Raw genomic sequence first — 9,227 nt, 5'->3', positions numbered from 1 at the left:
GTATATCACAGAAGTAGATTTAAATATTGAAGATGGAGATACATTCTTTCCAGAATTTGATATCAATGATTTTGAAGTTTTGATAGGGGAAACACTTGGTGAGGAAGTGAAATATACGAGAACATTTTATGTAAGGAAAAAATGAATTGAGTAAATTTTGGATTTAGGGTGTTTTCATAAATATATTGCTTTTTATGCATATATAAATTGTTGTAAGACAAATTCCAGTTGAACCAAATCGCTGCGCGATGGCCTGCCAAGGCTGTGGCGCAGTTTTTCTATTCCTACATAAAAAAGCAGTGGAAACCAAGTCCTACAAGTAGTATTGTTAAGTCACCACAACCAACAATCAAACAGGATCGACATTACCACTGCCTATGAAAAGATTAACACCAAACCGTTCTTTTAGCAAGCGGTTTTATTATTCCAATGCACCTCCATGTAAGCAGTGATACCTTGAATTGCTGACTTTTACATGGAGGATTTATTATGTACGAAAAATATTTTGAACAGCTTAAAGAGGAATGTCTGATTCGTAACCGTTCTTCTAGAACTGCAGAAACTTATATATCAAATATCACTTCTTTTATGAAATGGACAGGTAATAAACCTATGGAAGAACTTTGTCTACAGGATGCCAGAGAATTTATTCTTTTCAAAAGGAAAAGTGGAGTATCTGCTTCCACATGTAACTTTTATAATTCTTCCATCGCATTTCTATATAAACATGTACTTCATATACCTTGGGATCAGGACATTGTTCCCAGAATGCGAATTGATGCACGTCTTCCAGAAGTTCTTTCACTTAGTGAAGTGGAAGCTCTGATTGCTACTGCTTCACACATCCGAAACAAAGCAATCATTGCACTGCTTTATTCATCAGGACTTAGAGTCGGAGAACTTGTGAAGCTTAGGGCTGAAGATATATACATGAGCAGGATGCAGGTTTATGTTCCCCAAAGCAAAAATCATCGTGACCGCTGGACAATACTCTCATACCGGGCACTTGAACTCTTAAAAGAGTATTGGAGAAGTTACCCTATTAAAAGAGACTATCTGTTTGTTTCTTTGGATGAACCTCATGAACCACTAAAAGTAAGTGGTGTTGAGATTATGCTTCGAGCTGTTGGAAAAGATGCAGGATTAAGCGTTCATCCTCACACTCTCCGTCATTCCTTTGCCAGTCACATGATTGAACAGGGTGTTCCCATTAATTATGTCCAGTCTATGCTTGGACATCGCTGTCTGGAATCGACACAGGTTTATATCCATATCTCCAACAAAACAGTAATGGGAATTAAAAGCCCATTAGATCATCCACAAAAGAAAAAACGCGGTCGCAAACCTAAGAAAAAGGATGGTGATTCTAATGAGTAATGTAATCACCATTCAGGATGTTTTTCATCAGTTCCTTCCGAAATACAGTGAAACACATCTTTTTTCTTCCGAACAGCATATGGCAGCACTATGTATCTCCAAATGCAAAACTGCCGAAATGGGAGCTAATATCAGTGAATGTGAATCCTGTCACAAGAAGTACATTCATTATAATTCCTGCAAGAACAGACACTGTCCGATGTGTCAGGGTATGGAAGTCGATGAGTGGATTGATAAACAGCAGGAAAATGTACTTGATGTTCCGTACTTTCATACCGTATTTACAATTCCGGAAGAACTGTATCCTTTAGTGTATTCGAATCAGAAGCTTTTATATGATGCACTGTATCATGCAGCACATCTGACTATGACTGAACTATCTTCTGATCCAAAACATCTTGGAGCAAGAATCGGATACATTTGTGTACTTCACACCTGGGGTTCAAGAATGAATTATCATCCCCATCTTCACACTATAGTTCTTGGCGGTGGTCTGGATTCCACTAATCATTGGAAAGATAAAGGAAAAAAGTTTTTCTTTCCAGTAAAAGTGATGTCAGCTGTATTTAAGAAACATTACCTGAAAGAACTCAAACTGCTTCGTGAATCAGGAAAACTGCAATACTCTGGAACATCACAAAAATTTCAAAATCATTATACTTTCAAAGAACTATTAGATACGCTTTATGTCGGGTAAGAGACTGGCATTACTGCCAGCCCCTCCCCTAAGAACCGTACGTGACAGTTTCCCGTCATACGGCTCAAGCCTATCGTAAGGCCTCGTGTAAAACGAAACCCGGCTCAAATCAGGTAACCTGGTTCATGCAGATTTCGGTGACACCAGGGATGTACCATAATAGCAGGCCATTTCCTGTTGTTTCCCGTGACGAAATGCGTTTTAAACCCTGTTTCAGATGTGATTTTTTCTCCGCAGACAGGGCAGCACCTTTTCTGGCTGTTCCAGATTTTGACGAGTTTTTCCCGCCCTTTGGTGCTGTTCAGCATTCTTTCACCGTCACGTTCCTCATAATATCCCGTCCATTTCTCATCGAACGGATTGGCTTCAGCGGCAATTTTCTTGAAGCGAATAATTTTCGTGTTTGCCGCGTATTCCAGCTTGAGGTATTTTTCATCGAAATCCTTACCGCGAAATGCAGGCTCCGCCGCAAACGTCCACGTCCGATTATCAATGTGATGCCAATATTTATTAGCAATCCATCTCTTGCCTTTCCGTTTGTGTCTGCGGCAAGCCCACCTCCATAGGCACTCGAAAATCCTGTGGTCAACCAATCCAAAAATATCCGCCGAAACTACATAGCGGTGGTAATTGACCCAACCGCGAATGACAGGATTTAGCTTGCAAATGAGCAAGTCCTGTGTAGCGGTTTTGTTCTCCCTAACGATAGCCCGCACTTTTTTGAGGAAGGATTTTATCGCATTCTTTGATGGTTTGATGAGCAATTTTCCGTTGTATTTCCGAATGCTCTGCCCAAGGAAGTCAAAGCCGTCGCTGATGTGCGTAATCACCGTTTTTTCCTCTGAGAGTTGCAGACCGCGCTCCGCAAGAAAATCCTTGATGATAGGCATAACCTCGTTTCGCAAAGTTTCCGGGCTTTTCCCGGTAACGATAAAGTCGTCGGCATATCGCACGAAGTTAATCTGGTCATAGACAGTTTTACCTGCCACCGCCCGTCTCATTGGGAATCTCTCTTTCAGAATGCGCTCCAGTCCGTCTAAGGTCATGTTCATCAAAACTGGCGATATTGTGCCGCCCTGTGGAGTTCCTTCTTCTGTTGGAAAGAGTTTTTTGGTTTCCACAAAACCGCATTTCAGCCATTTCCCGAGCATTTCCTTATCCATTGGAATGTTTGCCAACAGCCAGTTATGGCTGATGTGGTCGAAGCACCCTTTAATATCTCCTTCCAAAATCCATTGTGGAGAACCGGCTCTGCATAAATCGTTGAAGCATTGCCCGATGGCATCGTGTGTGCTTCTTCCAATTCTAAAGCCGTAGGAGTTTGGGTCTGCCAGAGTTTCCGCCAATGGTTCCAATGCAAACTTATATAATGTCTGCATGGCACGGTCTGTCATCGTTGGCACGGCAACAGCAAAAAGCACTTGATCGCAGCAGGGATTTGGGAACAGCAACGATCCTCCATCCCTACCATCCCCTCTATGGGCAGAGTTTTCCCATCCTGAAGACCCGGAAAGTAGATGGACAGCGCCGCTACTCGCTCCGTTCCGGGGATGATGTCTTCTCCGTCCCTGAGTCCTGGGTCACCGACACCGGGCAGAACGTTTTCTCAGAAAGCTATTTTGATGCTGATACCATAAAATCTCTCCTTGAACTCGCAGAACTGCTGTATAAATAGGCTTTTTCCAATACCACAGGGTAGACTTTTTCTGCTCCCTGTGGTATAATCTTATCATGAATAATACTGATAAGATTAGAAACCCTTACAAATCCATGACCACTGACACTCTCAAAGCCCGCCGTCAGGAAATCCTCGACTCAATGCCGGACCCGGCCCACGTCATGAGGGCTTCCCTGATCACCAGATCCATCAAATGCGGCAAGCCTAACTGCAGATGTGCCAACGGAGAGGGGCACAAAAGCTTATACCTTTCTTCTTATTACAATGGGAAGACGCATCTTGACTCCGTCCCCAAAGCTTATAAAGACAGTGTCTCCCAATGCATCAAAGATTACGAGGATATCACAGCACTGCTCACAGAGCTCAGCGGCATCAACCTGGAACTGTTCCGGCGCAGAGAGATCGACCTTTAGCCTGAAAGGAGGAGGCCATAATGGAAACAACTCTCATGTATCTGACCGGTAACGACTCCCGGCTTGCGGAGGACCTCATATCGGCACTTTCAGCCCTTTTCATCTCCTTCTTCTCAGCAGAAAAGGAGGATGAAAATGAAGCAGAACCTATCAGTTCCGTCCAAAGTCCGGGCGGAACACCTGAACCGGGAAGCCCTGGTCTATGTCCGCCAGTCAACCATGGCCCAGGTACGGTTCAACCAGGAGAGCACGCAGAGACAGTACGCCCTTCAAGAAAGAGCATTATCGCTTGGCTGGCCGGAAGAACACATCCGCGTGATCGACGGGGATCTCGGCATATCCGGGTCCGGACGATCCAAACGCCCAGGCTTTGCCCAGCTCGTGACAAGCGTATCACTGGGCGAAGTCGGCGCAGTGTTCGGATTGGAGATATCACGCCTTGCCCGGTCATCAGCCGACCTCATGAAGCTCCTTGAGCTTTGTGGACTGTTCGGCACCCTTGTGATCGACGAGGACGGTATCTACGATATGTCCGATTTTAATGACAGGCTTCTGATCGGCCTGAAAGGTACCATGGGCGAAGCGGAACTTCATTTCCTTCATGCCCGTATGATCGGTGGGAAAGAAAACGCCGCTTCCAGGGGAGAACTGCGTTTCCCACTTCCTGTTGGCTATATTTATGACCCTGATGGCAAAACCATCATGGATCCCGATGAAGAAGTGCAGCATGCCCTCTCCACCCTGTTCCGGGCCTTTCGTACTTCTGGAAGCGCTTACGGCGTTGTCCGGTATTTCGCAGAAAACAATCTTTCTTTTCCCAAACGCGCTTACGGAGGCGCCTGGGACGGAAAGCTCACATGGGGAACGCTGACCCACAGCCGCGTCCTTGGTGTCATCCACAATCCTGCTTATGCCGGGGCGTATGTGTATGGGCGCTACCGTGACAATAAAACCATTGATTCCGATGGGCATTTCGAACACCATCCCGTCCGTCTTCCTGATAAAGAAGACTGGAAAGTATTTCTCCCCGGGCATCACCAGGCCTATATCTCCTGGGAGGAATTCGAGGAAAACCAGAAACGCCTTGGCTCTAACCGTACGAACACGGAACGATGCGGCCCCGCTCGTGAAGGAGCCGCCCTCCTTACGGGAGTCCTGATCTGCGGGAAATGCGGCCGCCGTATGACTGTCCGTTACACGGGGACTGGCGGCATACGTCCTTTATACGAATGCATTGGCCGCTGGGAGCATGGCAATAAAGCAACCTGCTCCTCCGTCCCCGCTGAAGCCCTTGACCAGGCAGTCTCCGAAAAAATCCTCGCCATCATGAAGCCTTCAGAACTGGAGATCTCCCTGAAAGTCATGCACAGCATCAATGACGCAAACAGGATGTCAGATAAACAATGGCTCCTCTCTATCGAACGCGCACAGTATGAAGCTGACCGCGCAGAGCGGCAGTTTATGCTCGCAGACCCGGAAAACAGGCTGGTTGTCCGCTCCCTGGAATCCAACTGGAACCAGAAGCTCAAAGAACTGGAACAAGCAAAACAGGATTATGCCATATACAATTCAAAAAAAGCCTGGGTCCCTTCCGAAAAAGAAGAACAGGACATCCTGAATCTCGCACAAAAGATCCCGAAAATCTGGAATGCACCAACTTCTACGCCGAAAGAAAAGAAACGTATCGTCCGCATCCTGATCGACGATATCACTGTCCTGGCAGAAAAACGATGTCCTGATTTTTCAATCGGCATCCGGTTCCGCAGTGGAAAATGCGAACAGCTTTCTTTAAAAAAGAACCTTCCCTATGGCGACCGTAGAAAGCACACAGACAGTACTGTTTCCAGGATCCGGGAATTAGCAGCAGTCATGAGCGATTTCGAGATCGCGGATCAGTTAAATCAGGAGGGCCTGACTACTACGGAAGGAAAAGCATTCACATATGCCGGAGTCCGATGGATTCGTTATAAACACGATATCCCTGGACCCTATCAAAGAAACCGCACGGGAATCTCCGTGGCGGAAGCCGCCACCCTGCTGGGTATCTCCACCGGAAAGGTCTACTACGGTATTTCTGCAGGTAAGATTCCTGCAAGGAAGCAGCATCAGGGATGGCCCTGGGAAATCCTGATTGATGATTCCAATCTGGAATCCATAAAAGCACTTTACACATGATACTTTTTCCAATAAACCAGCTGCCTTCACGCTAACTGGAGGCAGCATTCCAAAACATCGTTGGGAGGTGTGCAGTATGAAGTCACCGTGGGAATACTCAGTGGGCGCATTTTCCCGTTTTTCTTCGGGATATACACCCGCCTGAGAGGTTGGGGTTGATAGCCCCGACGTTTGAGTTTATCAATCGCCTCGAATTTGCCTCTTGGTGTTTTCCATAGTTCATGGTCTACGCCAGCGGTATTTTTACCTTTGTTACTTGTCACACGCTTCACAGCCAATGCTTTGGCATAGAAAGAATGTGTCAACAGCCATTGAAGGGATTTCACCTTATTGTAATGACCGTCTTTTTGAGCCTTTACGATACGCATTTGCAGCTTCTTAACATAGGCCTCCGCTTTCTTCCAATTAATGGTTTCCCAGCTTTGTGCCTTGTCAGCAGGCGCACACAGTTTCCTGTTCATTTGTGATTCCTCCTCTCAAAAGTTCTGTAAATTCTCTCGTAAAGATAGACCTGCTGGAAGTTGGCCCGCTTTCGCGTGAGATACTGTTTCAATCCCTATCCGTCCTCATTACAAGGTCGGCATTCGCTTTTTCCAGCGTTCCTTACCCGCGTTTCTATCGGCTTTCCTTGCGGTCAGCTTTCCGAATATCGGAGAAAGCGCGGGCTTACCACGTTTCACGTAATCAACCGTGTAGGTTAGGTGCGGCCTATCCGCCGGCAGTCTTGTCTGTCCATGTGTTCCCAGCTTACAGGGGAACATCCGACTGCACACCTTTTGGTTCAGGCTTATCAGCAACTTTAGCCTGGTTCCCACTAACGACGTTTATTAGCGATTTACCTACATTCACCATACTACACAAGCCAAGCTCCCCAGCCGGATGTTGCTTCCAGCTTTTCGCCTCTGCCTCACGGCTTCGGCTTGACCCTTTCGGGAGGGCTACCTTTTCTCGTCATGCTGCCTCACGACCGTTGCCAGCCGCTTCGGTGACGATAGGCTACTGTTAATGGAATAACAGGTTCGGTCAATGCCGAACAGTTTAATTACGCGACCTCGTGTCGCGCGCAAGGGAATGGGTTGTATATACCAAAGAAGCCTTTAATGGTGCAAACTCGGTGATTAAATATCTGGGCAGATACACACATCGGATTGCCATCAGCAATAGCCGGATTATCAGTATGACATCCGAAACAGTCACTTATCTTGCCAAGGACTACAAAAATGGTGGAAAAATGATTCCTTACACTGTGAAAGGGACAGAATTCCTACGTATGTTTCTTATGCATGTGCTCCCTAAAGGGTTTGTACGTATTCGGCACTATGGTATTCTTTCCTGCCGAAGCAAAAAAGAGAAAATGGATTTATGCAGAAAGCTTTTAAACAGTATGCAATATCTCTCTCAGTTAAGAAATAAGACAGTTGCCGAAAAGCTTCTGATTCTGTATAAAAAAGATATCTGTAAATGTGAAGTATGTGGTGGAAAGCTCTCATCCTTCAGACTCCGTGGTTCCTATTCCCTTACGGGGTAGAAAATACAATTAAATATGTCTGGAAAGCCTTCTGACCAGGAAGGTCTATTTGTCGTGCTATCAATCCACAAAAGTGTCTGTAAAAGAATTTACAGATTTTCAAAACCGATTATTTTTGATAAAATCAGGGAAGAGAAAACACATTGAAATTCCATAGTATCTTGGATAACCTGACGCGATTTGGTTCAATTGGTAAAAATCGGTGTGCAGTCCAGAGGAATGGGCAGATACATTCTAAATGTAGTCTGCTTTTTCCTCTGTCCTGACGCCGATTGTTTACGAAATAATTTGTATGGGGCGATAAAATCAGAATTTGAGAGAGTATTGAATATGAATAAGGAATGGTCTGAACTTAATAAAACAATGCAGGCACAAATAAAAAAGAAAGATACTTATAAGAGGGGTATTGATACTTTACTTACTTTACGAAGTCAGTTAATACAAACCTTAGTATCTTTCAAAGAAGAATTATGCAGAGAAGATTTTAACTCAATCCCCTTCATAAACGCTGATGGTTATCATAGTAAGACGATTGCTTATTCTATTTGGCATATTTTCCGCATTGAAGATATAGTTGTGCATACAGTGATAAATGAAGATGAACAAGTATTTTTTGCAGGCAATTATCAAGAGCGTATCAATTCACCTATCATTACAACAGGAAATGAACTCATGAAACAGCAGATTGCAGACTTTTCAAAACAGCTTAATCTGGAAGAATTATATTTATATATTTTCGAAGTATGGGAAAGCACTGAGAAAATGCTTGAACGGTTATCTTATGATGAATTGAAAAGAAAAATACCGAAAGAAAGAAAAGGATACTTAGAATCGTTGAATGTAGTAAACGACAATGAAAAAGCAATTTGGCTGATTGATTATTGGTGTAATAAAGATATTTGTGGACTAATTCAAATGCCGTTTTCAAGACATTGGATTATGCACACAGAAGCCTGTTTGCGTATAAAGAACAAGATACATTCATAGGCAAAAATTTCAGTTTGTAGAACTAAGGAAATTGGAATTTAAGGAGGAATAAAGTATGGTTAGTGATTTTATAAGAGCAGCATTTCCATGGATTTTAATGGGTTTATTTGTAGCAATCAGTTGTTCCCTTATGAGTAAAAAAGAGAAATAAATTCCTGTTTGTATTTATAAAAGAGAAAAAATGAGAAAAGTAGTTTTATTTATTGCCATGAGCCTTGACGGATATATTGCGGACGGTAATGGTGGAGTAGCTTGGCTAAATGGTCATGGAAATGACAATGAAAACATCGACACTTATACAGAATTTACCAAAGATATAGATACTGTCTTAATGGGGTGGAATACTTCTCATCAGGTTGTTACTGAACGTTC

Annotated in this window: 7 protein-coding genes and 3 pseudogenes; 8 read left to right on the top strand and 2 right to left on the bottom strand. The window is 44.2% G+C overall.

From position 1 onward, the window contains the following. The first annotated feature begins 489 nt into the window (after positions 1–489). The gene (locus JQM82_RS13015; RefSeq protein WP_002587840.1) at positions 490–1,377 is read left to right on the top strand and encodes a tyrosine-type recombinase/integrase; all 888 of its coding nucleotides are present in this window, start codon (positions 490–492) and stop codon (positions 1,375–1,377) included. Next, positions 1,370–2,065: pseudogene (locus JQM82_RS13010) on the top strand (IS91 family transposase); the annotation flags it as partial. The gene JQM82_RS13015 and the pseudogene JQM82_RS13010, both read left to right, overlap by 8 nt. A 113-nt stretch (positions 2,066–2,178) precedes the next feature. Here JQM82_RS13010 and JQM82_RS13005 read toward each other — a convergent pair. Then, positions 2,179–3,525, bottom strand: coding sequence for a reverse transcriptase domain-containing protein (locus JQM82_RS13005; protein WP_235250796.1), 1,347 nt, complete (start codon positions 3,523–3,525; stop codon positions 2,179–2,181). Here JQM82_RS13005 and JQM82_RS13000 point away from each other — a divergent pair. From JQM82_RS13000 to JQM82_RS12990, 3 genes are all read left to right on the top strand, one after another. After that, positions 3,513–3,749, top strand: a complete 237-nt coding sequence (locus JQM82_RS13000; protein ID WP_080633493.1) for a DUF5372 family protein — start codon at positions 3,513–3,515, stop codon at positions 3,747–3,749. The genes JQM82_RS13005 and JQM82_RS13000 overlap by 13 nt on opposite strands. A 56-nt stretch (positions 3,750–3,805) precedes the next feature. After that, positions 3,806–4,165, top strand: coding sequence for a DUF6788 family protein (locus JQM82_RS12995; RefSeq protein WP_242828270.1), 360 nt, complete (start codon positions 3,806–3,808; stop codon positions 4,163–4,165). Between the two features lie 135 nt (positions 4,166–4,300). Continuing rightward, positions 4,301–6,340, top strand: coding sequence for a recombinase family protein (locus JQM82_RS12990; protein WP_202572499.1), 2,040 nt, complete (start codon positions 4,301–4,303; stop codon positions 6,338–6,340). Between the two features lie 80 nt (positions 6,341–6,420). Here the strand turns inward: JQM82_RS12990 and JQM82_RS12985 are convergent. After that, a pseudogene (locus JQM82_RS12985) lies at positions 6,421–6,801 on the bottom strand (reverse transcriptase N-terminal domain-containing protein); the annotation flags it as partial. Positions 6,802–7,406: 605 nt separating this feature from the next. On the opposite strand from JQM82_RS12985, the pseudogene JQM82_RS12980 reads away from it, so the two are divergent. From JQM82_RS12980 to JQM82_RS12970, 3 genes and pseudogenes are all read left to right on the top strand, one after another. Then, a pseudogene (locus JQM82_RS12980) lies at positions 7,407–7,868 on the top strand (IS91 family transposase); the annotation flags it as partial. Positions 7,869–8,198: 330 nt separating this feature from the next. Continuing rightward, the gene (locus JQM82_RS12975; RefSeq protein WP_002303420.1) at positions 8,199–8,855 is read left to right on the top strand and encodes a hypothetical protein; all 657 of its coding nucleotides are present in this window, start codon (positions 8,199–8,201) and stop codon (positions 8,853–8,855) included. Positions 8,856–9,036: 181 nt separating this feature from the next. After that, the coding region (locus JQM82_RS12970; protein WP_235250791.1) for a dihydrofolate reductase family protein at positions 9,037–9,227 on the top strand (191 nt) is incomplete at its 3' end.

The organism is Faecalicatena contorta (genome assembly GCF_021531995.1).
Lineage (GTDB): Bacteria > Bacillota > Clostridia > Lachnospirales > Lachnospiraceae > Dorea_A > Dorea_A contorta_A.
Note: the sequence above shows the minus strand (reverse complement) of the source record. Positions and strands in the feature narration are given on the sequence as shown.

Excerpts from the sequence above, each read along its gene's own strand:
- JQM82_RS12995 (WP_242828270.1), top strand. The coding sequence starts at position 3,806 with ATGAATAATACTGATAAGATTAGAAACCCTTACAAATCCATGACCACT.
- JQM82_RS12975 (WP_002303420.1), top strand. The coding sequence starts at position 8,199 with ATGAATAAGGAATGGTCTGAACTTAATAAAACAATGCAGGCACAAATA.
- JQM82_RS13015 (WP_002587840.1), top strand. The coding sequence starts at position 490 with ATGTACGAAAAATATTTTGAACAGCTTAAAGAGGAATGTCTGATTCGT.
- JQM82_RS12990 (WP_202572499.1), top strand. The coding sequence starts at position 4,301 with ATGAAGCAGAACCTATCAGTTCCGTCCAAAGTCCGGGCGGAACACCTG.